This is a genomic window from Flavobacterium sp. UGB4466, assembly GCF_903469665.1.
GTDB classification, from domain to species: Bacteria; Bacteroidota; Bacteroidia; order Flavobacteriales; family Flavobacteriaceae; genus Flavobacterium; species Flavobacterium lipolyticum.
Genome location: NZ_CAGKLC010000005.1, coordinates 1 through 26,104, shown reverse-complemented (window position 1 = coordinate 26,104; position 26,104 = coordinate 1). Strand labels below are relative to the sequence as shown.

At 33.0% G+C, this 26,104-nt stretch carries 27 protein-coding genes; 9 read left to right on the top strand and 18 right to left on the bottom strand.

Translation table 11 applies throughout. From position 1 onward, the window contains the following. Nucleotides 1-10: 10 nt before the first annotated feature. The 9 genes from atpH to JO950_RS02460 form a co-directional block, all read right to left on the bottom strand. Entirely contained in the window at nt 11-544 is a 534-nt protein-coding gene (atpH, locus tag JO950_RS02500) for an ATP synthase F1 subunit delta (RefSeq protein WP_017496871.1), read from the bottom strand. 4 nt (nt 545-548) lie between these two features. Next, nucleotides 549-1,049: a F0F1 ATP synthase subunit B gene (locus tag JO950_RS02495; RefSeq protein ID WP_017496870.1), complete on the bottom strand. Its 501-nt coding sequence runs from the start codon at nt 1,047-1,049 to the stop codon at nt 549-551. An 89-nt stretch (nt 1,050-1,138) separates the two neighbouring features. Then, nucleotides 1,139-1,336 (bottom strand): ATP synthase F0 subunit C, encoded by a 198-nt coding sequence (gene atpE, locus JO950_RS02490; RefSeq protein ID WP_008465835.1) that lies wholly within the window; start codon nt 1,334-1,336, stop codon nt 1,139-1,141. A gap of 33 nt (nt 1,337-1,369) precedes the next feature. Next, entirely contained in the window at nt 1,370-2,548 is a 1,179-nt protein-coding gene (gene atpB, locus JO950_RS02485) for a F0F1 ATP synthase subunit A (protein ID WP_202700914.1), read from the bottom strand. Nucleotides 2,549-3,115: 567 nt separating this feature from the next. Then, the gene (locus JO950_RS02480) at nt 3,116-3,343 is read right to left on the bottom strand and encodes an AtpZ/AtpI family protein (protein ID WP_202700912.1); all 228 of its coding nucleotides are present in this window, start codon (nt 3,341-3,343) and stop codon (nt 3,116-3,118) included. Further along, nucleotides 3,291-3,719: a polymer-forming cytoskeletal protein gene (locus tag JO950_RS02475; RefSeq protein ID WP_202700910.1), complete on the bottom strand. Its 429-nt coding sequence runs from the start codon at nt 3,717-3,719 to the stop codon at nt 3,291-3,293. The genes JO950_RS02480 and JO950_RS02475 overlap by 53 nt, the downstream gene beginning before the upstream one ends. A 2-nt stretch (nt 3,720-3,721) precedes the next feature. Further along, entirely contained in the window at nt 3,722-6,340 is a 2,619-nt protein-coding gene (locus tag JO950_RS02470; RefSeq protein ID WP_202700908.1) for a gliding motility protein, read from the bottom strand. Nucleotides 6,341-6,428: 88 nt separating this feature from the next. Continuing rightward, nucleotides 6,429-7,124: an ABC transporter ATP-binding protein gene (locus JO950_RS02465; RefSeq protein WP_202700906.1), complete on the bottom strand. Its 696-nt coding sequence runs from the start codon at nt 7,122-7,124 to the stop codon at nt 6,429-6,431. Between the two features lie 99 nt (nt 7,125-7,223). Next, nucleotides 7,224-8,684: a DUF5687 family protein gene (locus tag JO950_RS02460; RefSeq protein WP_202700904.1), complete on the bottom strand. Its 1,461-nt coding sequence runs from the start codon at nt 8,682-8,684 to the stop codon at nt 7,224-7,226. A gap of 127 nt (nt 8,685-8,811) precedes the next feature. Here JO950_RS02460 and JO950_RS02455 point away from each other — a divergent pair, with 127 nt between their 5' ends. From JO950_RS02455 to JO950_RS02445, 3 genes are all read left to right on the top strand, one after another. Then, nucleotides 8,812-9,864, top strand: a complete 1,053-nt coding sequence (locus tag JO950_RS02455; protein ID WP_202700902.1) for a ferredoxin--NADP reductase — start codon at nt 8,812-8,814, stop codon at nt 9,862-9,864. A gap of 125 nt (nt 9,865-9,989) precedes the next feature. Then, nucleotides 9,990-10,298: a hypothetical protein gene (locus JO950_RS02450; RefSeq protein WP_202700900.1), complete on the top strand. Its 309-nt coding sequence runs from the start codon at nt 9,990-9,992 to the stop codon at nt 10,296-10,298. Nucleotides 10,299-10,560: 262 nt separating this feature from the next. Continuing rightward, complete coding sequence (locus JO950_RS02445; protein ID WP_237732262.1) at nt 10,561-10,863, top strand: hypothetical protein; 303 nt, start codon at nt 10,561-10,563, stop codon at nt 10,861-10,863. Here JO950_RS02445 and JO950_RS02440 read toward each other — a convergent pair. The 3 genes from JO950_RS02440 to JO950_RS02430 all read right to left on the bottom strand — a co-directional run bounded on the left by JO950_RS02440 (nt 10,852) and on the right by JO950_RS02430 (nt 14,446). Beyond that, complete coding sequence (locus JO950_RS02440) at nt 10,852-11,859, bottom strand: glycosyltransferase family 9 protein (RefSeq protein ID WP_202700898.1); 1,008 nt, start codon at nt 11,857-11,859, stop codon at nt 10,852-10,854. The two genes, JO950_RS02445 and JO950_RS02440, sit on opposite strands and share 12 nt — an antisense overlap. Nucleotides 11,860-12,039: 180 nt before the next feature. Beyond that, the gene (locus JO950_RS02435; protein WP_202700897.1) at nt 12,040-13,818 is read right to left on the bottom strand and encodes an ATP-binding protein; all 1,779 of its coding nucleotides are present in this window, start codon (nt 13,816-13,818) and stop codon (nt 12,040-12,042) included. A 22-nt stretch (nt 13,819-13,840) separates the two neighbouring features. Then, nucleotides 13,841-14,446: a DUF4254 domain-containing protein gene (locus JO950_RS02430; protein WP_202700896.1), complete on the bottom strand. Its 606-nt coding sequence runs from the start codon at nt 14,444-14,446 to the stop codon at nt 13,841-13,843. A 111-nt stretch (nt 14,447-14,557) separates the two neighbouring features. Between JO950_RS02430 and upp the strand changes: the two genes are divergently transcribed. Continuing rightward, the gene (gene upp, locus JO950_RS02425; RefSeq protein WP_017496857.1) at nt 14,558-15,211 is read left to right on the top strand and encodes a uracil phosphoribosyltransferase; all 654 of its coding nucleotides are present in this window, start codon (nt 14,558-14,560) and stop codon (nt 15,209-15,211) included. On the opposite strand, the gene JO950_RS02420 is transcribed toward upp, so the two are convergent. Then, nucleotides 15,206-16,135 (bottom strand): DUF6427 family protein, encoded by a 930-nt coding sequence (locus JO950_RS02420; protein WP_202700895.1) that lies wholly within the window; start codon nt 16,133-16,135, stop codon nt 15,206-15,208. The two genes, upp and JO950_RS02420, sit on opposite strands and share 6 nt — an antisense overlap. Before the next feature lie 141 nt (nt 16,136-16,276). On the opposite strand from JO950_RS02420, the gene JO950_RS02415 reads away from it, so the two are divergent. Further along, nucleotides 16,277-16,507, top strand: coding sequence for a hypothetical protein (locus JO950_RS02415; protein ID WP_017496855.1), 231 nt, complete (start codon nt 16,277-16,279; stop codon nt 16,505-16,507). Here the strand turns inward: JO950_RS02415 and purD are convergent. Next, entirely contained in the window at nt 16,499-17,773 is a 1,275-nt protein-coding gene (gene purD / locus JO950_RS02410; protein WP_202700894.1) for a phosphoribosylamine--glycine ligase, read from the bottom strand. The two genes, JO950_RS02415 and purD, sit on opposite strands and share 9 nt — an antisense overlap. Before the next feature lie 134 nt (nt 17,774-17,907). On the opposite strand from purD, the gene JO950_RS02405 reads away from it, so the two are divergent. The 4 genes from JO950_RS02405 (at nt 17,908) to JO950_RS02390 (ending at nt 22,164) form a co-directional block, all read left to right on the top strand. Further along, nucleotides 17,908-19,218, top strand: a complete 1,311-nt coding sequence (locus JO950_RS02405) for a phenylacetate--CoA ligase family protein (RefSeq protein ID WP_202700893.1) — start codon at nt 17,908-17,910, stop codon at nt 19,216-19,218. A 42-nt stretch (nt 19,219-19,260) separates the two neighbouring features. Beyond that, complete coding sequence (locus tag JO950_RS02400; protein WP_202700892.1) at nt 19,261-19,782, top strand: ORF6N domain-containing protein; 522 nt, start codon at nt 19,261-19,263, stop codon at nt 19,780-19,782. A gap of 106 nt (nt 19,783-19,888) precedes the next feature. Further along, complete coding sequence (gene wecB, locus JO950_RS02395; RefSeq protein ID WP_202700891.1) at nt 19,889-20,977, top strand: non-hydrolyzing UDP-N-acetylglucosamine 2-epimerase; 1,089 nt, start codon at nt 19,889-19,891, stop codon at nt 20,975-20,977. Continuing rightward, a complete protein-coding gene (locus JO950_RS02390; RefSeq protein ID WP_202700890.1) occupies nt 20,977-22,164 on the top strand; it encodes a glycosyltransferase family 4 protein in 1,188 nt (395 codons plus the stop codon). The genes wecB and JO950_RS02390 overlap by 1 nt, the downstream gene beginning before the upstream one ends. Before the next feature lie 56 nt (nt 22,165-22,220). Here the strand turns inward: JO950_RS02390 and JO950_RS02385 are convergent, their stop codons facing one another. From JO950_RS02385 to JO950_RS02370, 4 genes are all read right to left on the bottom strand, one after another. After that, on the bottom strand, nt 22,221-23,204 hold the full coding sequence (locus tag JO950_RS02385; protein ID WP_042564890.1) for a UDP-glucuronic acid decarboxylase family protein: 984 nt from the start codon (nt 23,202-23,204) through the stop codon (nt 22,221-22,223). A gap of 112 nt (nt 23,205-23,316) precedes the next feature. Beyond that, nucleotides 23,317-24,423, bottom strand: coding sequence for a glycosyltransferase (locus JO950_RS02380; protein WP_202700889.1), 1,107 nt, complete (start codon nt 24,421-24,423; stop codon nt 23,317-23,319). Continuing rightward, nucleotides 24,404-25,333 carry an O-antigen ligase gene (locus tag JO950_RS02375; protein WP_202700888.1) on the bottom strand — a complete coding sequence of 310 codons (930 nt, stop codon included), beginning with the start codon at nt 25,331-25,333 and terminating at the stop codon, nt 24,404-24,406. The genes JO950_RS02380 and JO950_RS02375 overlap by 20 nt, the downstream gene beginning before the upstream one ends. 323 nt (nt 25,334-25,656) lie before the next feature. Continuing rightward, nucleotides 25,657-26,104, bottom strand: a 448-nt coding sequence (locus JO950_RS02370; RefSeq protein WP_202700887.1) for a glycosyltransferase, incomplete at its 5' end; no start/stop codon positions are given.

Here is a 26,104-nt window from a genome sequence, read left to right as displayed (position 1 = left end):
TGTAATAAAACTAATTACTTAACTCTCTTTTTAATACCTGCAATCTGTTTGCAACAGAAGCATTGTATTGTTGATCCCCTATTCTTAAAATAAACCCTCCAATGATAGATGGGTCTACTGTATTTTCAATTGTTATTTTTTTATCTGATAAAGTTGCCACTTTTGCCAAAACTTTAGCTTCTAAAGCGGCATCCATTGGGATTGCTGTTGTAACTTTTGCTACTTCAACACCATTACCTTCGTCAAATATTTTTTTGTATTCTAAAGCAATAGCTTCCAGAATTTCAAATCTTTTGTTTTCAAATAATAAATGAAATAACCCTTTAGTTACACCATTTACATCTGCAAAAACTTCTAAAAGAGCACTTTCTTTAACTTCAACTTTTGTAGTTGGGTTTTGAATAAAGGCACTTAATTCTTCATTACTCTCAATTGCCGTTGCAATTGACTTCATATCGTTATTGACAGCTTCGGCAACACCTTTAGAGTTTGCTAAGTCCAGAATTGCTTTTGCATAACGAATTGCTGCTCTTGTACTTGCCATAATCTTAGTTTAGCTTTACGTCACCTAACATTTTCTCTACTAATTTAGTTTGAGATTCTTTGTTAGATAATTCTTCTTTCAATAATTTTTCAGCGATGCTTAATGATAAAGTTGAAACTTGTGATTTCAATTCAGCCATAGCAGCATTCTTTTCACTTTCGATAGCAGCTTTAGCTTGCTCGATCATTTTTTGACCCGCTTCTTGTGCTTCGTTTTTAGAATCAGCAATCATTTTCTCTTTCATTTCACGAGCTTCTTTTAGCATCGCGTCACGCTCTGCACGAGCTTCATTCAAAATTCTTTGATTGTCAGCTTGTAAGTTTTCCATTTCTCTCTTTGCATTTTCTGCAGAAAGTAATGCATCTTTAATACCTTCTTCTCTTGCTGTAATAGATTCCATAATTGGTTTCCAGGCAAACTTTACTAAAAGTAAAATCAAAACCAACAAGATTAGTGCTTGCCAAAAGAATAAACCGAATGAAAAATCGTTAATTAACTTATCCATTTTATAACTATATTAAATATTTAATTTCTTTTTTTAAAAGTAACAACACCTTTAACCAACCGTTAAAGATGTTGTTAGTTCTTTCTTTATTATTTTCCTAAGATCAAAGCAGCAAATGCTAAACCTTCTAATAAAGCCGCGATAATAATCATCGCAGTTTGAATTTTACCAGCAGCTTCTGGCTGACGAGCAATAGCGTCCATAGCAGATCCACCGATTTTACCTAGACCTAAACCAGCACCGATTACTACTAAACCTGCACCTACTAAAGTTGGAATTGTTCCCATAAGTATTTATATATATAAAATTAAACTTCTAAATTAAATAATAACATTATCATCGTGTCCGTGTCCATGATCATGGTCGTGATCTGCAACAGCCATACCTATAAATAATGACGATAACATTGTGAAAATGAACGCTTGCAAAAATGCAACTAAAACTTCAATTACCGAAATAAATAATGTTAGTCCTAAAGAGATTGGCAAATCTGCTGCTAAATTTTTACCTACGAAAATCATCGCGATCAAACTCATAATTACTACGTGACCTGCAGTAATATTTGCATACAAACGAATTAATAATGCAAATGGTTTTGTTAATGTACCTAAAACTTCGATCGGAGCTAAAATAATTTTCATCGGAACTGGTACTCCTGGCATCCAGAAAATGTGTCCCCAATAATCTTTGTTAGCACTAAACTGAGTAATGATAAAAGTAAACGCAGCTAAACAAACTGTGATTGCAATATTTCCTGTAACGTTAATTCCAAGTGGAGTCATACCTAATAAGTTTAACAACCATACAAAGAAAAACACCGTTAAAAGGTAACCCATAAATTTTCTGTATTTTTTCTCTCCAATATTTGGAACAGCGATCTCATCTCTGATGAAAATAATAAGCGGTTCTAATACTCTTCCGAAACCAGTTGGGATTGGTCCTTTTTTATAAGACTTCGCTAATCCGGTAAACATTAAAAATAATAATACCGAAACAAAAAGCATTGACACTACATTTTTTGTAATCGAAAAATCTAATGGTTTTTCGTTTTCAGGATGTCCGTGGTCATTAAAAGTAATAGTTCCCGCAGCATCCGTTTTGTAAATTTTACCGTGAACTAATTTGTAGAAGTTTCCGTCAACTTCAGCAACTGCTTCACCGTGGTGTAATTTTGAAGAAGAGAAAATTTTCAAACCTCCGTCAATAAGAATTACAGGTAATGGAAAACCGTAATGTTTATTTTCTTTTTCATCTGAGAAGAAAACAAAATCATGAGAATCTTGTAAGTGATGATCAATAAAAGCGTCCACTTTTGCTTTTGGGTCAAGAGCTGCATGCTCCTCTTCCGACGGCGCGTTATGTGAAATTACTTTTTCTTCATGAGCGGCTTCAGCATGTACATGCGTTGAGTCATTCTCTGAATTTGCAAAACTCATTACTGGAGAACAAGCTACTAAAGCTGCAAGAATAAATTTGAGCGGTTTGTTTGAAATCACCATATCTGTTAAAAATCTTATTTTTTACGTTTCTAAAATTTGGTGCAAAGGTACATTTTTTATTAATATTCAAAAGGATATGAAAAATTATTTTTGAACCTTCTTTTGCATAATCCCCATTTTAATGCTTTTCATTTAATAATCGGACAGTTAAAAGCGTCTGAAATAACAAAAACAAAATAAATGTTATAAAAAAATTGATTTTTTCAACCACTATCTCGCCACTTTTGTTTTCCAAAATCGGTCTTAAAATTAAATAGGCCAATAACATTTGGCTGGCGGTCCCGAACAGGAAAGCCATTCCGACAATTTCAAAATTCTTCTTTTTTACTACTAATAATATAAGGTATAAAAATGCCGACAGTGCGAAAAAAATCAAATACAAAAAGGCTGTACTATAATAAAAGTTTTGGGTATTAATTTCTAAAACTGAAAAAAGTGCTTTGTGCAATAAGTAAGCCGCCAAAGCAAAAAAGAATAAATATAAAATGGGTTTGTAATTTTTTAAAAGCATTTGAATTTTTTTTTTGCAAAGATGCAATATTTATTTCAAGCCGTTTAAAAGATGATTTACTTTGTTTTATTGATTTCGTTAACTTGACGAATTACATTGTACAAAGCCAATCCAACTCCAATCATGACAAAAATGGTGTTGTAATCTAATTTTGGACTGGGATGATTTTCATCCAGCCAGGTACCAAAATAGGAAAATAAAAAAATAATAATCCCCATTTGAACGGGAATATTAATGAGCGGAAGCCACTTGTTCCTTTTGTTTTTGTTCGGTTCCTTTTCCATCTTTTAGGGTTACATCTTTAGTATGAGCTAACATGGTACAGGTAGCGGTAAAATTTGCGCCTGGTTCAATAGACAGTTTTCCTATGGCAACTTCTCCATGAATCTGTGCCGATGCTTTTATATTAAGGACTTCTAAAACTTTAATTTTTCCCTGAAATACGCCTTCAATATCAGCATTATTACAAACAATTTCGCCTTTTACAATGCCGGAGGCTCCTATAACCAGTTTGCCCTGCGAAGTAAAATTTCCTATCAATTCTCCGTCCAGTCTAAAATCGTCTTTAGCAACAATGTCTCCTACAATAGAGGTTCCTTCAACTATTCGATTCGTTTTTCCTAAAAGTTCTGTTCCGTTTTTTTTTACTTTATCAAACATGATTATGGTGTTTTGGGGGCTAAGTAGGTATCGAGGTTTTTCTTAATTTGAATCAATTTGTAATTATCACTCGATATGATAATTGCGGGATTCGGTATTTTATACTTTTTATCATCTCTAAAAACTCCTGAAATATCTCTGGCGTATGCCTCTGATTTTAAACCGTGAATCACCACAAAACTTTCAGTTCTATTGTATTTATCAAAAGAAGTTGTCAATCTCTCATAATTTTCAACTAATAAAAAGACTCTGATCGCTTCTTCAATCTTTTGACGGGTTTTAGTGTCGTTATTAGCAACTACATATACAATTTTCCAGTTTTTACTGTCAACTGAAGTAAAATCAAGTTTTTCTAAAACTGGTATTTGCTTTTCTAAAATCTCGCGCGCATTTTTTCCTTCATCACTGTTTGGATAATTATCGGCAACTGATTCTAAACCTTTTTTGTATGCGGTTAAACCATTTACTTTTCCTAAGGTATTGGCTTTTAACAATTCATACTTAGAAACAATTTCATCACCTGAATATTGATTGATCAGATTGTCAATATTATCTAAGACGGTATCAAACTGCTCCTCCTGAAACAATTTATACCATTTTTGGTACTCTTTATCCGGTGATGCTAAATCGCCCGCATTGGTATTGTTCAAAATTTGAGCGTATCGTGAAGTCGGATAATTGTTTGTAATATCTGATTTTATCCTTTCGGCGCGCGCAGGATTTGTAATTTGATATATTTTGTACAAGTTATACATCGCCGGTAAAATCAATTTTTCTTCCGGCTTATTTTTTAATAATTGTTCCAGTTTGTCACTCGCCAGATTATATTCCTTAAATTTTTCTTTGTAAATAAGTCCTAATTGATAGTACGCAAAATTACGTTCTACACCAATACTATCGATTGCAGCTTGTGTTTGAGGGAGCTGTTTTTCGTAGAAATCTGTAGTATATTTTTCAATAACTATAGAATCTTTGAGAGTATTTGCCGCATTTTTATTTAAAGTATCATTTAATGCGGCATTATTGGCTGATTTCGCAGCGGCCAATCTCCAGTTGCCTTCTAAAACTCTATTACCCCATAATTTCTTAAACTGTAATTTTCCGTAAGCAACTGTGGTAGGATTGTAAAAATAAAAAGTACTGGTACCGGTACTTGCCGTTTCATTTCCTGGCGGCGGATTAAATGCTCCTATTCCGGGATTAGCCGTTCCAACTGACTGAGGATTAACCGCTGTTGGTCCTCCATTAGCATTTGTATTACGATCGATATTGGCCAGTTTTTCCTTTTCTTTTTCTTCTAAAATTCGTTTCTCCTCGTCTTTTTCTTTGAGAACAGCGATATAATCATTAAAATAACTTTTTCTGTCAGTCGGAGACAAACCATATACTTTTATGATACTATCGTTACGTTTTGCAATTGCTTCGTACTTGATAACGTTGTCCAGATTTTTTCTGTTTTTTTCAATAAAAGCAAACTCTCTGGATTTAGGATCTAATTTTACTAACGTACTGTCATAATATTTGGCAGCGATAGTGTAGTTGGTATTCTTAAAATACATGTCGCCAATATTTCTATAAGTCGACGCTACCAAGTAAGGGTCTTTTGATTTTCTTCCCAATGACTTATTGTAGAAAACCAAAGCATCCTGTTGCTCCTCATTTTTATCAAAGAAGACTCCCATTTCATAAAATAAAACATCCAGATAAGGTCTGTTTTCACGATCTGCCACTAACTTATTGTACATTTCTAAAAACAAATCCTGATCTCCATTTTTATAATCAAACATTTGCGCCTTTTTTGCATAGGCATGCATCATGTATTTTCGATCCGCTTTTCTGTTCATGTCAATTACACCGTCATAGTAATAGAAGGCGCTGTCTCTTATCCCGGCTTCCTGATACATCTGACCTAAGATAAAACGGTAACGTGCACGGTCTTCATTTATTCTGGTAAACTCCTCAGCGATTTTAAGTTTAGCAACTGCACTGTCCTTTTTTTCCAAATTTAAATACGCTTCTGCCAATAAAGCATTCGCATCCGAAAATGTCTGCTTGTTCAGATCTGTATTTTTTAAGAGCAGATTGATATTTTTTACCGCAATAGCATCATTACCTAAACGCATATTGGTTTTCTCGCGCCAGATTTTCGCTGTATAAATATTACTGCTGTTTGGGTATTTGTACAAAATATAATTGAATGCCTCCAAAGCCGGAATAAACCTCTGATCGTAGTATCTGGCTTTCCCAAGCATTAAATATGCTTCGTCTATTTGTGAATTTCGCTCTCTTCCTCCAATATTCATGGAATGCTTCTGAATCGCTTTTGTGGCCTTGGTCTCCGCCTTTTCGAAATCAGCATTTTTGGGTTTATCCCCTTGTGAAAAATTCTCATCAAACTGCATCTTTTCGATCGGAAGCATTTTCCAGAAGTTATCCTGATTATTCGCATGAACAGCCTTTAATCCTTTGTCAAGACCAATTCCGCCATTGTACAGAATGTTATATTTTGTACTTAGCGCATGGGAATTTCTGGCCAAAAAATTATTTTTCTTGGTAGAACAGGCTATCAAAAAGAATAAAAAAACAATAAAAAAACTATATTTAAGAATATTCTTTTTCAATAGAAAAGAGTTTATATCAATTAACTTCTAAAAAGGATTTTTAGTATATTGACTTGTAAAAATACGCTTCTTTTTGAAATATAGAAACTTATACTGCAAAAAACAACTCCAGTTCTTGTAAGGTTTCTTTTGAAGTTTGAATATCTTTTACAATTTCTCCTTTATTTAAGGCTACTATTCGGTCACAAACCTCTACGGTATGCTGCAAATCATGACTGGAAACCAGCACAGTAACGTTTGGATTATCTGCCAAATCTTTAATAATCTTTTTTAATCGGCTTACCGTTGTCGGATCCAGATTTGCAAAAGGTTCATCTAAAATAACAACTTCAGGGTTACCGATAAGTGTAGCAATGATACCTACTTTCTTCTGATTTCCCTTAGATAAATCTCTCAAATATTTTTTGTTGTTCAGGATTTCTCCGTTAAAAAACTCTTCATGCTGCTGTAATAAGGCATCAATATCGGCTTTGTTCTGGTGGCGTAAATCCCCAATAAAATAAAAATATTCCTCAGGAGTTAAATACCCAATCAAAAAACTTTCATCGAGAAAAGATCCTGTGAAGGATTTCCAGTGCTCGTTTGCATTCACCTGAATATTGTTGTTTACTATATTTCCGGTTGAAGGCTGAATCAAATCGAGTAACAAGCTGAAAAAAGTGGTTTTTCCTGCCCCGTTATTTCCTACTAATCCGAAGCTCTGCCCTTTTGGAATTTCAAGATTGTTTATGTTTAAAACTGTTGTATCGTTATATTTTTTTGAAAGTTGGTTTACTTGTATCATTTTTGAAAGTTTAATTGTTGATTTGATTAATCGTTAATTTAATTGATTTCCAATTATATGCTATCAATTTTCTAATTGACACATTATCTAATTAACTAATTAGTTTTTTTGTTTATAAGCGCTTATAGTGCTGTACTTCTCTATTTTATATCTTTTTTCGATCAGTGAAAATACTTTTTCTTTAAAAGCAAAACCTAAAACTCCGGCACCGGCTACAAGTGCTAATCCTATGGTTTTGTTCCCTAAATACAATCCGATTCCATAAAGTCCTAAAGGCACTAATATCTTTGGTAATGTCAGTAGCATTGCATTAACATTAAACGCTTTTTTATCTCCAAAGGCCCCTCCCGCCGAACTCAAATCAATTGGCGTTTTTGTAAAAGCACCGCCCAAAAGTACCAGATGCGAATTGACTCCTATATTGTAAATTGCTCCAACAACAACCGTTAAATAAATTTGCCATCCAAAGAAAAGATAAAAAGACGCCAGTATTGTAGAGATGAAAGTAGCAATAACAATCAGCCACCATTTTGACGTTATGTATCCGCGATACGGAATATTCTGCGTCATCATTAATTGGTAATACGAACTATCCCAACTCGGTACAAATTGTCCGAAGACAAATAAGAATCCACCAGAAACAAATATTCCGGCAAAGATGGTCATCACCTCGGGCTGTTGTTTGTTTCCGAAAAAGATAAGTCCGTAAAACAAAAAGATAAAACTCATTACCAGAGTCGTTTTTGATCTTTTGTTTCTCTTAATCAATTTGATATCGTTTTTAAGAAAGGTTCCTAAAGTCCCGAATTGATTCAGCCACGAAAGATTTTCAGTGGTAGCGATATCTTCTTTTTGCGAAAGTCCTGCATCTAAAAACAAATTATTCTTGAAATATTTGAAAGTAAACAGATAGAGCCCTATCAGAATCAAAGCAGGAATCAAAAACAATCCTTTTGTTGCATAAAAACCTTGGAAAATTGGCGTTGTAAAACTGGTAATATCAAAGAGTTTATAATACTGAGCGGCTCCTAAAGCGATAATTGCTCCAACAAAAACAACAAACAACTTGTCGATATTACTTAGAATAATATTCAAAAAATTGTTGATATAAATTAAGGAGAATGCCGCTAAAAACCAGAAGATAACTCCCAAAAGATCATACCCTTCTAAAACTAACACTATTGAAAAAGGAATAAAAAACAGTGCATGAACCCAATTGAAAAAAGACAATGCTGTTTTGCCTAATGAAAAATGAACAATGGTCGGTTTTCTGAACGGTAGAATCAATAATGGTTTAATATTCAAAACCGGAATTGCCTGCATCAATAAACGAACTACCAGATCGAAAAGAAAATAATAAATCAAAAATTGGTTGATTGTCACCAGAGGCTCCAGTTTCATTTTTTTTAAAATATAGAATGCTCCTATTCCAGCTCCAACAAAAAGCAAGGAAAAATAGACCATTAAAAAACCTAATAAAACTTTCATCACGACACTTGTGCCGAATGATGCAGATCTAACAAAGGCTTTCCATTCCAGATAAATAAACTTTTTAATCATGGTTATTTGTTTTGAGTTTTCTAGTATGTGATCAAATGTAAGAAAACGTTACAAAAAAAGTTAAAAATAATCGTTTAGTGCCTGTCAATTAACTGTCGTTTGCTACTTTTGCATAAAAAATACAATCATGCCTTCATTCTTAAAACTAATAATTAAAGAGGTAAAACGCGAAACTGCTGATGCTGTTTCTGTACTTTTTAATGTTCCCGAAGAACTAAAATCAGACTATAAATTTATAGCCGGACAATACATAAATTTAAAACTAACTCTTGATAACCAAGAGATTCGTCGTGCTTATTCTATTTGTTCTGCACCGGAAAGCAGCGAATTACGCATTGCTGTAAAAGCAGTAAAAAATGGTTTGTTTTCTCAATTTGCCAATACGAAACTTAAGGCTGGAGATGTTCTTGAAGTAGGTCATCCGGAAGGAAAATTTACTTTTGAGCCAGATGCTGAAAGACAAAAAAACTATGCGGCTTTTGTGGCCGGAAGCGGAATTACTCCGGTACTTTCTATTATTAAATCGGTTTTAAAAAGTGAGCCAAAAAGTTCATTTGTATTGGTTTATGGAAACAAAACTCCTGAAGATACTATTTTCCATCAGGAACTACACGATTTACAATTACAGTACGTAGGCCGTTTTTTCATCCATTATGTTTTTAGTCAGGCTAAGGCTGAAAATGCTTTGTTTGGAAGAATTGATAAATCGGCAGTAAATTTTGTACTGAATAACAAACACAAAGAATTACAATTTGACAAATTTTTCTTGTGTGGTCCTGAAGAAATGATCGATACGGTTTCGGCAATTTTAAAGGAAAAGAATGTAAAAGAATCCGCAATTAAATTTGAACTTTTTACTTCTTCTACTCAGGAAAATAAAATCAATACTTCCTTAGAAGGACATACAAAAATTACGGTTTTGGTTGATGATGACGAAGTTACATTCGAAATGTCTCAAAAGCAAACCATCCTTGATGCCGCTTTAAAACAAGGAATCGACGCGCCATACTCTTGTCAGGGAGGAATTTGCAGCAGCTGTCTGGCTCGTGTAACTTCCGGAAGTGCTGAAATGACTAAAAACTCGATTTTAACGGATAGCGAAATTGCTGAAGGTTTAATTTTAACCTGCCAGGCACATCCTACTTCAGAGTCTATTTATGTAGATTATGATGATGTTTAATCGTTAAAATCTCAAAATATTCAAATTCCAAATCCCAAACTTACAATTGGGATTTGGAATTTTTTTTGTTTTATAATTATTAGCAATCTTTGTAAAATTTGAATTTGGAACTTAAAATTTACGTTATGAAATCTGTACAGGAAATTTTTAAAAATAAAGAATATCTTCTAGAGGAACCTGAAGTTGAAAAACTTGTGGAATATTGTGAAGAACTTCAGGATGAACTTATAGAATTTAAATTTCAGAAGACAAACAATAAAGAACTCGCCATGCTGGATATGCTTAAAGAAGTTATAAAAGGCTGCGATGCTGTCGAAAAAGAACAAATGGAACACGAACGATTTGGTTATGAAGCACCAAATTATCAAGTCACAATTTCGAATCTAAAAAGTTATATTTATAGCAGATGCCGGGATGAAAAAATTTGGCTCTAATTACAATTACAATAAAAGCATTTTTTCGATAAAATATTGCTGAATTTTTATTATATTAGAGGTAAAATTATAGCAATCACAATCTCATATGTTTTTGTGTAGATATGTAGCGCTAAATCGAATTTGTCAACACGTTTAAATCTTAAATATTATGACAATACATCACTTACTTCGTTTATCATTTATAGCACTTTTTGTAATAACAGTTCTTTTTTGTATCTACTTTATAATTAAGAAACAACAAAATAAAAAAGGTCCCAAATTGCTTACCAAAGAAAAATATAGTGCAACAATGATTGGTAAAATGACTGAAATAAATGTTTCTGAGAAGAATACTTTTAATATCTGGCCCTACATAAGCAAATTAAAAGCGGCTAAAATACTATCGAACAAAATTAAAGAGTCACAATTGGTGCACAAAATCTACAGAAATTCAACGGAAGATTTTGAGCACATTTTATTGTCTACAGAAAAAGAAAATCATTTTGTTGTAATCGTTGCTAATAAAAACAAAAAGAAAACAGTTGGCTACTTTCTTTATGATTTAAATGGATTATATGCTTAATTGAATCTTCTTGACTATATCTTCGGGCGAAATCGATCTCATAGCGTCTTCATAACCTTCAACGATTTTGTTTCCATAAACAGATGTTGGTAATTTAGGATATTGATTTCTGTCCGAAACCAAAGCATTTTCCATTGTTTGTCCGAATGGTAAAAATCCCGCATACGGATGTGTAGCACCCCAAAGTGTAATGACTTTTACTCCCTGCATTGCCGCAATATGTGCATTTCCGGAATCCATAGAAAGCATTACGTCTAAATTACTAATGAGTTGTAATTCCTGTTGAAATTTAATTTTTCCAGCCACATTAACTACATTTTCAAAGGATTGTGCAAACGAATCCAGGATTTCAATTTCTTTCTTTCCTCCACCAAAAAGTAAAATGGTATACGTTTTATTTTCCGTCAATTTTGCAATTACTTCCTGCATTAAATCTTGTGGATATACTTTGGAATTGTATTGTGCGAAGGGTGCAATCCCAATTAATTTTTGATTCTGATCGCCAATAATTTCTAAAATATCCGGGCTTAATTTTGCTTTTTGCGGGAATTCAGGATTTGATATGTCTAAAGGAAAACCAAGTTTTTCAAATACTTTTGCATGCCTTTCAAACATGGTTGGCAATTGTGCAAAAATTTTATTCTCGGCACGGGTTAATTCTTTTTTACCTTCACGTCCTTTGTCCACTGTGGCTCTTTTTTTTCCGCTTAAAGCAAAAAGGAGACTTACAATTTTGGATCTCAGAACATTATGAAGGTCTGCAAAAGCATCGATTTTGAGTTTTTTTACATCACTGTATAATCTAAGTAGCCCTGCAAATCCTTTGTGACGCTGCTTTTCATCAAAAGCAAAAAACTCAAGATTCGGGATTCCTTCAAAAAATGGTTTAAAAAACGGTCGTGAAATAACGGTGATTTTAACCGTTGGATACTGCTTCACAAAAGTGCGTAAAACAGGAACCATCATGGCTACATCTCCCATTGCGGATAGTCTCATGACGGCTATATGCTTTATTGTATTGGACAATTTTTCTCGATTTAAAATTAAAAAGTGGTGAAATATTTTAAAAAAGTAGTGTTTTTTGGCCATTCTTTGGCCATTTCAGTTTGAAAAAAGCACTTATAAATCAATACTTTAAAGCATACTTATGAACAAAAAAGAATGGTTTTCAACAATTTAACGACTTTTCTTTGGCCTTTCTTTGGCCATTTCTATGCTTTTATTACGTTTTTTATTCATTTCTTTCATGCCTATATTTAATGCTTCAGATATTACTTGTATCTCTTTTATATATTCTTGACTTAATTTATATGTTGAACCAGAACCTTCACCTTCTTGTTCAAGAATTTTGTTTGAAACTAATTTATCCACTCGAAATCTTACTTGCTTTCTGGATAATTTATTTTCAAAAAGACCTACAAAGTCTTTCATTTTTGCCTTTTCTTCTTTTCTTAAAAACTGTAAAATTGTACCCAAAACCTGATCATCATCTATCTCTTGCAGGCTATAATATTTTGCTTTTTCATCCGTAAAATCATAGTAATCTTTAGATAAGATATAAAAGATTGCATTAGTCTTACCCCTCTTCTCAATCAGCTTTTTCTGTAAAAGCTGATTTATTTGTTCTAAATCGAGTTCACTTTTTTGAATACCATTTTTAATTTTATTCAAAGTAACTATTTCAAGAACTGAAAGCCTTTCACTTTCAGGAAGCTCTTTTTGTATTGAATCAATAAATAAAGCAAAGGCACGATCTTCTATTATTGCAGAAAGTTTGAGATTTACTTGAAAGTTATCCGATTTTGAATAGTCAGGTTCTGCTTTACCTTCAGAAAGAGTATTATAATATATCTTGTCAACTCCTTGTCCTGAACGTTCAACAATTCCTGTTTTTTGCAAAATATCTGCCAATAATCTATTTCTTGGGGTGCTTGGTATTTTTATTAAATTATCTAGAGTCACTCCTGCAGGAAAACCACCAGCATTAATAACATCAAGTCTATGGGGAAACTGTTTAATTACAATTTCTGAAGTTCTCTTATAATCACGATGTGAAATTGCGTTATTAATAGATTCACGAATTACTTCTTCATTAAAGTAAGGAATATTAAAAATATATGCGCCATCCTGAATAGGAAAACTACCATTTCTTAAATTAATAGTTTTCCATAATTCATCTATTAAAATAAAAAAAGGTTCTACAAATTCTATTCTGTTGTCGAAAGGAATTTGGCTTTCCGAATTTCTATATTCTAACATTACTTTAGCTTGTGGCAGCCTTTCTTGTAACGTTTCTTTTTTTGCTAACAGAATTAATGCGGCATTAGTTAGCTTACCTTTTTTTAAAAGATCGAGATCAGAAAGAATCTGTTCGTTTGGTAATAACTTAAACTGTGGATTGTTTTGTTTAATAGAATATTTTTCTTTCAGCAATAACGTGGCTTTGTCATCCAAATCAGAAATTGTTAAACCTTCGCATATTTGCTGTGAAAAATCAGGTTCTTGTTCCTGAACAATTTTTAAATAAACTTCATCTGACATTGGTTTCAATTCTTCACCAACTCTCATTAAAGCAACATCTTCAAATTTAAAAACCTTTCCAGCTGGTCTACATGGCACTTCTATTACTAATACTCTTTTAGAACCTTCATAGAGTTCATATATTTTTGGACGAATTCCTGTATCGGTATATACTTTAGATTCAAGTTCACCTATTGATCCCAAATTCTGCTGAGTGCCCACTACTTCATGTGGATAATTATCAGTCATTCCAATAACTAAATATCCTCCACCTTCATTACATAAAGCAGTAATATATCCTAAAATACACCTTCGTCTATCGCTCGGTTTTGGTTTAGAACCACCATCATAGGATATATTACCTCCTTCACCTTTTTTAAATTCAACTTTGTCTTCTGACTCTTTGAGCTTTTTTAATGTTTCAATTGTTATCATAGACAAAAATTAATCTAAAAATTTATTTTTTATTTTGATATAAAACAGGATTCAATTCATCGTCATTGTACATTTTCATTTGTTTGTACACTTTCATGAATTTATCTCCATTTTCAATGTCAGTCAATAAATCATCAATTGCAGTCGATAAGTCACTTCTTTGTTCTAAAAGTACATTTAATTTCTCCTGACATTTATCTCTGTGCTCTTGTGAAGCTTCAGCACGAGTAGCTTCTTCATGCATGTGATAAATTTTTAACGCTAAAATAGACAATCTATCAAAAGCCCATGCAGGACTTTCGGAATTGATTTTTGCACCATCTTTTACTTTTACATCGCTGTATTTTTGCAAAAAGTAGCTGTCAATGTATTCCACCATATCTGTACGTTCCTGGTTTGAGGCATCAATTCTTCTTTTTAAAGTCAGCGCCGCTACCGGATCAATTTGCGGATCACGGATAATATCCTCAAAATGCCATTGAACAGTGTCAATCCAGTTTTTTAAATACAATAAATGCTCAAACTTATCCTTTGGGTAAGGATTGTTTATAGGTTGATCAACATTATCAAATTGGTGATAATCTTTGATGCTTTGTTCGAAAACAGAATATGCTAATTTTGAAAACATGTCTTTATTTATTAGAGACACAAAGATACTTTTTATACTTTTATGGTGTGAAGAAAACGATTAATTTTTCGTTATTGCACTACAATCTATCCATAATTCTAAAAATTCAGTATGAAAATTCATTATATCTCCAAAAATAACAGCGTATTAAATCACTTTTTAGGCCAAATCAGAAATGTTAATGTTCAGAACGACAGCATGCGTTTCCGAAGAAATATTGAACGAATTGGCGAAATTATGGCTTATGAACTGAGTAAGGATCTGGCTTATAAAAATGTTGAAATTCAAACTCCGCTTGGCATTAAAAATACGACTGAAATAGAGAGTGATTTAGTTTTATGTTCCATTTTAAGAGCTGGTTTACCGTTGCATAACGGTTTTTTAAATTACTTTGACCATGCCGAGAATAGTTTTGTTTCGGCTTGCCGATACCATCCAAATAACGATGCCGAATTCGAAATTCGGGTTGAATACCAAGCTGTTTCAAACATAAACGACAAGACTGTTTTACTTCTTGATCCAATGTTGGCAACGGGTCAGTCGATTGTTGCTGTTCACGAAAAGCTAATTCAAAATGCCACTCCAAAAGAGATTCATATTGTTGTAGTTATTGCTGCGCCAGAGGGTGTTGCTTTTCTGGAAGAAAATCTTCCGGAAAACTGTCATTTATGGGTCGCTTCTTTAGACGAAAAGCTAAATGAAAAAAATTATATCGTTCCGGGTCTTGGCGATGCCGGAGATCTTGCTTATGGAAGTAAATTATAATTGAGAAAAAAATGTAAATAAACTGCACAAAATCAATACATAAAAAACAATTTCGTTATTGAGTTTTTGTTGCATATACTCTACATGACTTGCTGCCATGATCGTCAAAGGCGCAACACTAAAAAAGAGCAAATCGTTACTTTTATCCGGCGATAGAATATAAACAAAGGCTGCAATAAAGAAACAAGCTACTACTTTTTTGTATGAAGAATGCACTATTTGTGGTCGATTTGATAATGTGGTCAGCATCGAAACTACAAAAAATAAGGCTACAGCCACATAGATTGAAAGTGCTCCATTTTCATAATTGCTCTTAAAATAATCAATATTAAAATCGATTACGGCACGTTCCTGAAAAAAATCTGTGATGTCGATATGGAAAATTAAAGAGACCAATAAAAAGATTATGGACACTGCCACAAGTGCTATAAAAGGTAAAATCCAGTTTCTATAATCTCTGGAAACATGGAAAACTATCGAGATAAAAACTAAAATCAGGAAAAGAATACACCAAAATTGAAACAAAGAAGCTATTAAAATCCAAAATGATGCATCAAATATTTTTTCTTTAGAAGCTTTCAACGACTGCAGCGAAATCAATCTTCGAAGTGCCAGAAGTATAAAAAAGTTACCATATATTACATTGGAATTGTTGAATATTGTGGGGAAAAACAATAGAAACAATAAGTAAAAAAATATCGCGTATCCATTGTCTTTACTGAGTCCGTTCTTTTTTACGATAAAATTTATCAGGAAAAATGAGGCCAAAATAAAGCACAACAAGCTCACTTTTTGGAATGCCAAAAAATAAGATGTTATCCAGGAAGGTTCCTGAATTTGAAACAAAAAAAAGAAAACCAGTATTAAAATTACGACCAATGAATAATTTAATGGTGTAGATTTTTTAAAAACACTTGTTATCATAAGGATATTTTATACTTTTGTGATTGTAAATATAATACTTGTTTAAAAAGGAAAAACAACAAGTTGAAAAAAGATTCTGCTAACAGACTTCTGGTTTCAATGCGTTACACAACAATAAATAACATATAATTTTATAAAATTATGACAGCTTTTTTTGAAGGAATACAGTACTTATTCGTTAACATTTTATTCGCACCGCTTGATTTTTTACGTCGTTTGGAACTTGTTACATGGTTTGGTGCTAATACTATCAACTGGATTTTTATGATCATCTGTTCATGCGCAATCGTTTATTGGATTAAACAATTACGCATTTTTGATGATGCCGGAACAGAAAACCAAGATACTACGGCTCACTCTTTTTTAAAGTAAGTCGAAGCCGATATCTTTTCTAAAATACATCTTATCAAAGCTTAGTTTATCTATGTTTTGATAAGATTTTTTTATGGCCTGTTGGAAATCGTCTCCATAAGAAGTTACCGTTAATACACGTCCTCCATTACTCACGATACTATCGTTTTCTAATTTTGTACCTGCATGAAAAACAATAGAATCTTCAATATTTTCTAAACCGCTAATTACTTTTCCTTTTTCAAATTCTTCAGGATATCCACCAGAAACCACCATAATGGTAGTTGCACTTCTTGGATCAACTTTTAATTCGAATGTATCTAATTTTTGATTGGCTACCGAAAGAAACAATTCCACTAAATCAGATTCTAATCTCGGTACTACCACTTCAGTCTCAGGATCTCCCATTCTTACGTTGTACTCAATTACAATCGGTTCATTTTTTACATTGATCAAACCAATAAATACGAATCCTTTATACTCAATTCCATCCTTCTGAAATCCTTCGATAGTTGGTTTTACGATACGTGTTTCAATTTTTTCCATCAAAACAGCGTCAACATAAGGAACCGGAGAAACAGCTCCCATTCCACCTGTATTTAAACCTGTATCGCCTTCACCAATACGTTTGTAATCTTTTGCTGTTGGAAGGATTTTATAGCTTTTCCCATCAGTCAAAACAAAACAGCTTAATTCAATTCCGTCCAAAAATTCTTCGATTACCACTTTTGAACTCGCTGCTCCGAATTTTTCGTGAACCAGCATGTTTCTCAATTCTGTTTTAGCTTCTTCTAAATCCTGAATAATCAAAACTCCCTTTCCTGCAGCCAAACCATCAGCCTTTAAAACGTATGGAGGTTGTAATGTTTCTAAAAAAGCACATCCGTTCTCTACCGTTTCAGCCGTAAAACTGTCGTAAGCAGCAGTTGGAATATTATGTTTCATTAAAAACTCTTTAGCAAACTCTTTACTTCCTTCTAACTGAGCTCCCAATTTTGATGGCCCAATAACCGGAATATGTTGTAAGCTCTCGTCGTTTTTAAAATAATCGTAAATCCCTTTAACCAAAGGATCTTCCGGGCCTACGACTACCATTTTTACATTCTCCTGAATTACAAATGCTTTGATTGCATCAAAATCTGTTGGAGACATTGCAACATTTGTAGCAATTGCCGACGTTCCAGCATTTCCAGGTGCAACAAAAAGTTTTTCGCAAAGCGGACTCTGAGTCATTTTCCAGGCAAAAGCATGTTCTCTTCCGCCCGATCCCAATAGTAAAATTGTCATGGTGTAGTTGTATTTAGTTGTGGTGCAAAAATAATTGCTTTTACACGTAAAAAATAATTAAATCTTAAAAAGTTGTTGATTGTTCTCTGTTAGTAATTTGATAGTATTATTTTTGACGAAAATTAGCTCTTCAAATGATTTCTCTTTTCGATATTTCGCTGCAATTAAATGGTTTTCCGATAAAGAAAGCCAAAACGCAATTGGATGAAATCCGAAATTTATCGGAAGAACAGTATACACATTTTCTTCAGAACAGAAAAGAAGAAATCGTAGCTTTTCATTTGAAAAACAATTCTTTCTATCAGGAATTGGCTGGAGGTAATACTAAATTGGAATGGGAAAATTTACCCATCCTTAACAAACAAAATTTACAAAAACCACTGGAAGAAAGGCTTTCAAAAGGCTACACCTTAAAAAATGTGTACCTCAACAAAACTTCCGGATCCAGTGGAACTCCTTTTGTTTTTGCCAAAGATAAACATTGCCATTCCCTGACCTGGACTTCCATTTTTATGCGTTTTGGCTGGTACGATATCGATTTTAATCGCTCGTATCAGGCTCGATTCTATGGTATTCCGATGAATTTTACAGGATATTATAAAGAACGAATTAAAGATTTTCTGACTCATCGTTTCCGATTTCCGGTTTTCGATTTATCTGATGGCGTTCTGGAAAAGTTTTTGCAAAAATTCAAAACTAAAAAATTTGATTATATCAACGGTTACACGAGTTCGATTGTTTTATTTGCTAAGTATTTAGAGCAAAAAAATCTTATCTTAAAAGAAGTTTGTCCCTCTTTAAAAGCTTGTTTTGTTACTTCGGAAATGCTTTTCGAATCCGATAAAAAACTTTTAGAAAAACAATTCGGAATTCCAGTTATCAATGAATACGGCGCTTCAGAACTCGATTTGATTGCTTTTGAAAACTTAAAAGGCGAATGGCAGGTCAATTCAGAAACACTTTTTGTAGAAATTTTAGATGAAAACAATCAGATTCTTCCCTATGGAAAAGAAGGCAGGATTGTGATTACATCTTTGTTCAATAAGGCACATCCCTTTATCAGATATGATATTGGCGATATCGGAATTCTGGATGAAAAAAGTACTCCGCAGAAACCCATTCTAAAAAAACTTATTGGAAGGACCAATGATATTGCTCTCTTACCAAGCGGAAAAAAAGCACCGGGCTTAACCTTTTATTATGTAACCAAAAGCATTATTGAAGACGATGGAAACGTTAAAGAATTTATTATCAAACAAATGCAATTAGATTCTTTTGAAATCGAGTATGTAAGTGATATTGAATTAAATGCATCTCAAATTGAAAAAATAGAAAAGGCAATTACGGTATATTTAGAACCTAATCTAACTTTCAGCTTTACCCGAAAAACAGTTTTAGACAGAAGTAAAAGTGGAAAATTAAAACAATTCAAATCTTGTCTTTAAATATAAATAAAATCTTACATTTGTTTTTTTTAATGAAAACTTATGGAAGATCAATCTTTACTTTCTGAAGAAACTATTTCTAATAAAATATATTATATCCGCAATCAAAAAGTGATGTTGGATAGTGATTTGGCGCTGCTTTATGATGTGGAAACAAAAAGATTAAATGAACAGGTAAAAAGAAATTTATCTCGCTTTCCTAAAGATTTCATGTTTCAACTTACTGAAAACGAATTTGAAAACTTGAAGTCGCAAATTGCGACTTCAAGTTGGGGCGGAAGCAGAAAATTACCTTTTGTTTTCACTGAACATGGGGTAATGATGTTATCTAGCGTTCTAAAAAGCGATAAAGCCATTCAAACCAATATTCAGATCATGCGCATTTTCACCAAAGTGAGAGAAATGCTGCTGGATACAGCTGAAATTAAAGTGGATATTCTTCAGATTCAAAAGAAGTTAGAAAATCAGGATAAAAATATCGAATTGGTTTTTTCCTATTTAGATGAATTAACGGAGAAAAAAGAAGACGGAAATGAAAGAGTGAAAATTAGTTATAAAAAATAAGCAAATTCACAGTTCATTATTTAAGAAATTATTCCATTCTGATTAAATTCCAATTTAAACTTTACTTTTGCCGAAAGAATGTTTTTAGAAAGAATCTAATAGTCCCATGAAAATCACCCTAATCGCAGGTGCAAGACCTAATTTTATAAAAATAGCACCCCTTATTAATGCTATAAAAGACAAGCAAAATCAAGGTTTTGATGTTTCCTTTCGTTTGGTTCACACAGGGCAGCATTACGATAAAAACTTAAGTGATACCTTTTTCGAAGAATTAAATATTCCAAAACCAAATGTAAATCTGGAAGTAAAAAGCGGCTCTCAGGCCGAACAAACTGCCGCAATTATGATTGCTTTTGAGAAAGAATTACTTCAAAATCCAACTGATTTAGTTTTGGTTGTTGGCGACGTAAACTCGACGATGGCTTGTTCGATTGTGGCTAAAAAATGTCATACAAGAGTAGCACACGTTGAAGCGGGAATTCGTTCCGGAGATTTAACAATGCCGGAAGAAATCAATAGAATGCTGACAGACAGCATTACGGATTACTTTTTTACGACCTCCAAATCCGCCTCAGAAAATTTATTAAAACTAGGATCAAATCCTGAAAACGTGCATTTTGTAGGAAATGTTATGATCGATACTTTATACCAAAACATCAATAGAATTTCGGCTCCGGATTTTTGGGAAGAACATCAGCTTAGTGAAAAAAACTACATTGTTCTAACCTTACATCGTCCGGGAAATGTAGATGAAGTTTCTTCTCTTATTGCTTTACTACATGGAATTGATGATTTGGCAAATAACAAAAAAATATTGTTTCCTATTCATCCCAGAACACAGGCTATCTTAAGTGAAAGCTCAGCTAAGTTTAAAAATATCCTCTTTGTTGCTCCACAAAGCTACCTGAATTTCATGTATTTAATACAAAACAGTTTTGCCGTTATTACGGATAGCGGTGGTATTTCTGAGGAAACAACTGTAATGGGAATTCCTTGTTTTACCATGCGAAATAATACTGAGCGTCCTGAAACCGAGACCATTGGTTCAAATACTATTGTTGGAACGTCATTAGAAAATTTACAAAAAGTATACGGTTCATTTTTAAAAAATGGTCCCAAGAAAAGTGGTGTTCCGGATTTATGGGATGGAAAAGCATCTGAACGAATTATTTCAATTTTATTGGCTAAAAAATAATGAAGGATATTCTAATCATATCAAACTATTATCCACCCGAAAAAGGTGCAGCGGCCAATAGAATAGAACAACTGGCTTTAAAATTGGATCAAAATGGTTATGAAGTTTCGGTAATTTCTCCTCTTCCAAATTATCCAAAAGGCGAGTTATTTCCGGAATACAAAGGCCGGTTTTCTGTTACCGAAAAAATCCAGAATATTACCTTAAAACGACTTTGGATCTATCCGAGTAATAGTTCGAACATCTTTAAACGAATTGTCTCGACATTGTCGTTTTCCAGTACTTTGTTTTTTTATTTATTGTTTGCCAAAACACCTAAAAAAGTAATTGTACAATCTCCTCCACTATTACTTTCGTTTGTTTCTGTTTTTGTGCTTTGGATTAAGAGTAAAACAATCCTTTTGAATGTTTCAGATCTTTGGCCAACTGCCGCTATCGAACTGCAAGTATTAAAGAAAAACAGTATTTCACACCGGATTTTGCTTTTTATTGAACGTTTTATTTACCAAAAAGCAACGCATATTTTTGGGCAATCTAATGAAATCATTACCCATATTCATTCCGTCTTTCCCGAAAAAAAATGTTTTCTATATCGTAATTATCCGGATCATTTTGTGGAAGATCTCCTCGAAGAAAAAGACAATTCAAGTGAACCTATTAAACTATTCTACGCCGGATTACTAGGTGTTGCTCAAGGGGTTTTTGAACTTATTCAGCAATTGAATTTAGAAAATGACAACATCGAACTGCATATTTTTGGTGATGGTGCCGAGAAAACTCAGATTGTGAATTACCTCAACCAAAATCCAACTAAAAAAATTGTTTTTCACGGAATGTTAGAACGAAACGTTTTGCATGAAACTTTGAAAAATTTAGATATTGCCCTTGTTCCGCTCAAGACAAGAATCTACGGATCTGTTCCGTCCAAAATATTTGAGTATAGTGCTTTAGGATTTCCAATACTTTACTATGGTGGAGGTGAAGGAGAAAATATTGTAGAAGAAAATAACCTTGGTTGGGTAGTCCCCGTTGAAGATTTCCAACAATTAAATACAACTTTAGGAACAATCTCGACACTAGGTAAAGCAGAGATACAGAAGATGAAAAAGGCTATTTTTCTTCATGCCAAAAGTCATTTTAATTTGGACCAGCAAATGAAGGAACTCATCGAAAAGAATGCTTTTTAAGTAACTTAATAAAAAACGGGCAATTATTTCCAGAATAATTGCCCGTTTAAATTTTCTTATTTGATATAGTTCGAAAAATCTTTGTGTTCTTCCTTTGAAAGCTCTTCTTTTGAAAGTGATCTGAAATAGTCATACGTAATTTTCATTCCTTCAGAACGGCTTACTTTTGCTTCCCAACCCAATAACTCTTTCGCTTTTGTGGTGTCTGGCTGGCGTTGTAACGGATCATTTATAGGTAATGGATGGTAGACTACCTTTTGATTCGTTCCTGTTAATTTAATGATCTCTTCTGCAAAATCCTTAATTGTAATTTCATCCGGATTTCCAATATTTACGGGATATACATAATCTGAATGCAAAAGTCTGAAAATACCTTCGACCTGATCGTCTACATAGCAGAAAGAACGCGTTTGCATTCCGTCTCCAAAAATGGTTAAATCTTCCCCGCGCAATGCCTGTCCGATAAAGGCCGGAATTACACGCCCGTCGTTCAGACGCATTCTTGGACCATAGGTGTTAAAAATACGCACGATTCTGGTTTCTACCCCATGAAAAGTATGGTAGGCCATAGTAATCGATTCCTGAAAGCGTTTGGCTTCATCATAAACTCCACGGGGACCAATGGTGTTTACGTTTCCATAGTACTCTTCGGTTTGTGGGTGAACCAGAGGATCTCCGTAAACTTCGGATGTTGATGCAATTAAAATTCTTGCTTTTTTCACACGAGCTAATCCCAATAAATTATGTGTCCCAAGAGATCCAACTTTTAAGGTCTGAATCGGAATTTTTAAATAATCAATCGGACTTGCCGGCGAGGCAAAATGTAGTATATAATCTAAATCACCTGGAATGTGCACAAACTTGGTGATGTCGTGGTGGTAAAATTCGAAATGTTCTAACTTGAATAAATGCTCTATGTTTTTAAGATCTCCGGTAATCAAATTATCCATTCCGATAACATAATATCCTTCTTTGATAAAACGATCACATAAATGCGATCCCAAAAATCCCGCCGCTCCTGTAATAAGTATTCTTTTCATAGTAATTATTTATACCTCGCAAATGTAACTGATTTAGCATTCTTAAAAAAAGTACCTAAGATTAATCTGCTATGTTTTATAAAAATAGGAAGTAAAATTTCTTTTCAAACCATTAAAATTTTTCTGCTAGCTTCTCCTTACCAAAAGCTCTCATTTCACTTTCAAAACGTTGCTTCGAGAACTTCATCGCATGTTCACGGATTACTTTCGGGTTAAATTCTATCTTTTCAAAGTCAATCACAGCTTCTTTTATACTTTGTGATGATTGTTCCTGAAAAAAAACTCCTGTCCTATTTTCAACAACTGTTTCTAAAGTGCCGCCTTTTGCTAAAGCGATAACCGGAGTACCACAGGCCTGTGCTTCAACCGGAATAATTCCAAAATCTTCTTCGGCGGCAAAAACAAACGCTTTTGCCTTTTGCATGTAGTTTTTTAAACTATTGGCTTCTACAAATCCAACAAACTCAATATTACTTTTAGCAATTGTCTGAAGTTTTTGAAATTCCGGTCCGTCCCCGGCAACAATTAATTTTAGATGTGGTAATTCATTAAAAGCTTCTACTATTAATTGTGTTTTTTTATAAGAAACTAAACGCGAAGCTGTAAAATAATAATTATCCTTCTGTTCTTCTAAACTAAAAAATTCAACATCGACGGGAGGATAAATGACTGTTGATTCACGGTTGTAAATTTTCTTTATTCTTTCTGCTATATAGTTAGAATTGGCAATAAAATAATCGACATTTTCAGAGTTTGAGACATCCCATTTTCTTATTTTCTGCAAAACATATTTTGCGTAAAATCCCTTTAAACCTTTATCTAAGCCTGAATCTTTTAAGTACTGATCCTGCAAATCCCATGCATATCGCATAGGCGAATGACAATAACAAATATGAAGCTGATCTTTTCGGGTCCGAACTCCTTTCGCTACAGCTGATGAAGAACTAATTATTAAGTCGTAATCACTCAAATCAAACCGCTCTATGGCTATTGGAAATAACTGCAAAAATTTACGATGGTTTTTCTTTACCGTTGGTAATTTTTGAATAAAACTGGTTTTCACTTTTTTTCCATTCAAAATAAACTTTCGGTCTTCATCCTTTAAAAAATCAATCAGTGCGAAGTGATCAAAATCATCCCAAATTGAATTTATGGAATGTATTACTTTTTCAGCACCTCCATTTACATAATACCAATCGCTAATTAATGCTTTTTTCATTTAAATTGTTCTTTTGAAAAAATAATAAAGAATTAAAAAATCCAAAAAAGATAACTCCATCGTGTCTGCTTAAAATATTCTCAAAAGAAAAATTAAGGAAAATAAAAAATACAAATGAAATATAAATCCCTAATTTATGATGAAATGCTCGTTTTAAAAGAAGATACTGTGAAAATAAAAATAAAACAAGCCCTAAAATTCCCGAAGACAAAATTATGTTTAAATATTCATTGTGCGAATTATAGCTGGTAACTTTATAAGTATCTGTATTTCTATATTTTTCATCATAACAAGATTGCAATTTGGCATCAACATCTCCTACTCCATAACCTACAATTGGTTCTGCTTTTGAGATTTCATAACCACAAAAATAAATTCCGTTTCTAATCTGTTCATTACTAATATTAGGATAATTGTCTTCATATTTCCCTTCTGGAAAAGAGAGTTTGTAATTTTTTAGTTTTTCAAATCTTTCTCCTATTCGATCTACTTTAAAGACTAAAATAAACGTCAAACTAATTAACAAGACACTGGCAATTGTCACTTGTATTACGTTCTTAGACAAACAAAAAAAGCAAACTATAATGGTTGCCACAAAAGGCATTCTGGATCCGATGATGTATTGCCAATAGAAAAAATATCCTACCATAAATAAAAATATGAAAATGATAAAATACTTTTTTGATTCAATTCTAATTTTATACACTAAAATAATTATCGCAAAACCAATCCACATTGCCAAATAAGTTCCATGTACTTCTATTTTGCTTTCGATAAGTTGTCTAAAATCCCAAAACTTTAAACTTGAATTGTATAATTCATGAAACAACGTTATGTGCAAGAAAAACAAAATTAAGCCCACAGCCAAGCAATAAACATTTGTAATTACTTGAAATTTCTTAGCATTCAAAAGATCTGTGTTATTAAACAGGAAAATTGCAGGAAATAAAACAGAAGGTAAAAGTCGTATTATAAATTTAGTCCCTGTCTTAATATCAATGGTATAAAACAATGAAAAAACAAAAATTAGAAATAGAGAGGAGAATAATAAAAGCTCTATTGTTTTTTCTTTGCTCCAGAATTTTTTTCCTTCGAAAATAAAATAAGACAATGAAAATAAAAATCCACCAAACATTAAAATGCTTTCCACTCCTTTTGGTAAAATAGGAAAGAGTGCTACTGCTATTAAAAAAAAATAGACGACCGATTTGTTATATTGTAAAATTAACTGCTTCATTCTAACTTTTTGAAAGCATTTAGATGCTTTTTAATCGATTTTTCCCACGTAAATTTCTCTAACTGTTTATGTGCCTCAGCGGACAAAAATTTACCTTTTGATGAGTCTACAATAGTATCCTGTATCAATTTTCCTAATCCGACATCGTCCTTTGGATCAAAATAAACGACCGCTTCTCCACCTATTTCCGGTAAACTTGCTGCATTTGAACTTAACACTTTTGTTCCAGTTGCAAGTGCCTCAAGAATGGGTAACCCAAAACCTTCATAGAGTGAAGGAAATACAAATAGATTTGCATTATGATAGATATGCGGAATCTCAGAATCATTTACATAACCCGTAAATGTAATATCTTTTTGTAGATTATTATTCTTTATAAAACTATGAATATCATTATCTTGAGTCAAAAATCCATCTTTCTTACCTATAAAAACCAATTTATAC

Excerpts from the sequence above, each read along its gene's own strand:
- atpH (WP_017496871.1), bottom strand. The coding sequence starts at position 544 with ATGGCAAGTACAAGAGCAGCAATTCGTTATGCAAAAGCAATTCTGGAC.
- JO950_RS02495 (WP_017496870.1), bottom strand. The coding sequence starts at position 1,049 with ATGGATAAGTTAATTAACGATTTTTCATTCGGTTTATTCTTTTGGCAA.
- atpE (WP_008465835.1), bottom strand. The coding sequence starts at position 1,336 with ATGGGAACAATTCCAACTTTAGTAGGTGCAGGTTTAGTAGTAATCGGT.
- atpB (WP_202700914.1), bottom strand. The coding sequence starts at position 2,548 with ATGGTGATTTCAAACAAACCGCTCAAATTTATTCTTGCAGCTTTAGTA.
- JO950_RS02480 (WP_202700912.1), bottom strand. The coding sequence starts at position 3,343 with ATGGAAAAGGAACCGAACAAAAACAAAAGGAACAAGTGGCTTCCGCTC.
- JO950_RS02475 (WP_202700910.1), bottom strand. The coding sequence starts at position 3,719 with ATGTTTGATAAAGTAAAAAAAAACGGAACAGAACTTTTAGGAAAAACG.
- JO950_RS02465 (WP_202700906.1), bottom strand. The coding sequence starts at position 7,124 with ATGATACAAGTAAACCAACTTTCAAAAAAATATAACGATACAACAGTT.
- JO950_RS02460 (WP_202700904.1), bottom strand. The coding sequence starts at position 8,684 with ATGATTAAAAAGTTTATTTATCTGGAATGGAAAGCCTTTGTTAGATCT.
- JO950_RS02455 (WP_202700902.1), top strand. The coding sequence starts at position 8,812 with ATGCCTTCATTCTTAAAACTAATAATTAAAGAGGTAAAACGCGAAACT.
- JO950_RS02450 (WP_202700900.1), top strand. The coding sequence starts at position 9,990 with ATGAAATCTGTACAGGAAATTTTTAAAAATAAAGAATATCTTCTAGAG.
- JO950_RS02440 (WP_202700898.1), bottom strand. The coding sequence starts at position 11,859 with ATGAGACTATCCGCAATGGGAGATGTAGCCATGATGGTTCCTGTTTTA.
- JO950_RS02435 (WP_202700897.1), bottom strand. The coding sequence starts at position 13,818 with ATGATAACAATTGAAACATTAAAAAAGCTCAAAGAGTCAGAAGACAAA.
- JO950_RS02430 (WP_202700896.1), bottom strand. The coding sequence starts at position 14,446 with ATGTTTTCAAAATTAGCATATTCTGTTTTCGAACAAAGCATCAAAGAT.
- upp (WP_017496857.1), top strand. The coding sequence starts at position 14,558 with ATGAAAATTCATTATATCTCCAAAAATAACAGCGTATTAAATCACTTT.
- JO950_RS02420 (WP_202700895.1), bottom strand. The coding sequence starts at position 16,135 with ATGATAACAAGTGTTTTTAAAAAATCTACACCATTAAATTATTCATTG.
- JO950_RS02415 (WP_017496855.1), top strand. The coding sequence starts at position 16,277 with ATGACAGCTTTTTTTGAAGGAATACAGTACTTATTCGTTAACATTTTA.
- purD (WP_202700894.1), bottom strand. The coding sequence starts at position 17,773 with ATGACAATTTTACTATTGGGATCGGGCGGAAGAGAACATGCTTTTGCC.
- JO950_RS02405 (WP_202700893.1), top strand. The coding sequence starts at position 17,908 with ATGATTTCTCTTTTCGATATTTCGCTGCAATTAAATGGTTTTCCGATA.
- JO950_RS02400 (WP_202700892.1), top strand. The coding sequence starts at position 19,261 with ATGGAAGATCAATCTTTACTTTCTGAAGAAACTATTTCTAATAAAATA.
- wecB (WP_202700891.1), top strand. The coding sequence starts at position 19,889 with ATGAAAATCACCCTAATCGCAGGTGCAAGACCTAATTTTATAAAAATA.
- JO950_RS02390 (WP_202700890.1), top strand. The coding sequence starts at position 20,977 with ATGAAGGATATTCTAATCATATCAAACTATTATCCACCCGAAAAAGGT.
- JO950_RS02385 (WP_042564890.1), bottom strand. The coding sequence starts at position 23,204 with ATGAAAAGAATACTTATTACAGGAGCGGCGGGATTTTTGGGATCGCAT.
- JO950_RS02380 (WP_202700889.1), bottom strand. The coding sequence starts at position 24,423 with ATGAAAAAAGCATTAATTAGCGATTGGTATTATGTAAATGGAGGTGCT.